At 40.8% G+C, this 262-nt stretch carries 1 pseudogene; it reads left to right on the top strand.

Annotated features, from left to right (window positions below):
* Positions 1–262, top strand: a pseudogene (locus tag AAEY62_RS23085) (biotin/lipoyl-binding protein); the annotation flags it as partial.

The following is a 262-nucleotide window of genomic DNA, read 5'->3' as shown; positions in this document are numbered from 1 at the left end:
CTCTAAATCAGCTTCAAATAACAACAGCGTTAAAGCTGAGCAATACAGCGTAAAAGTAGACGGTAAAGTTTACGACGTTGTTGTAGCTCAAGGCGGCGAGCTTAAAGAAGTTACATTAAAAGACTCAGAACATATTCCTCAGTCTGCTTCGGTTGCATCAGGCGAAACACTTAACGCCCCTTTAGCCGGTAATATTCTTAAGATAAAGGTAAAAGCAGGGCAAGTTGTGAATGAAGGTGATGTAGTGATTATTATGGAAGCC

Source organism: Pseudoalteromonas sp. GW168-MNA-CIBAN-0100 (assembly GCF_040309225.1).
GTDB classification, from domain to species: domain Bacteria; phylum Pseudomonadota; class Gammaproteobacteria; order Enterobacterales; family Alteromonadaceae; genus Pseudoalteromonas; species Pseudoalteromonas arctica.
Note: the sequence above shows the minus strand (reverse complement) of the source record. Positions and strands in the feature narration are given on the sequence as shown.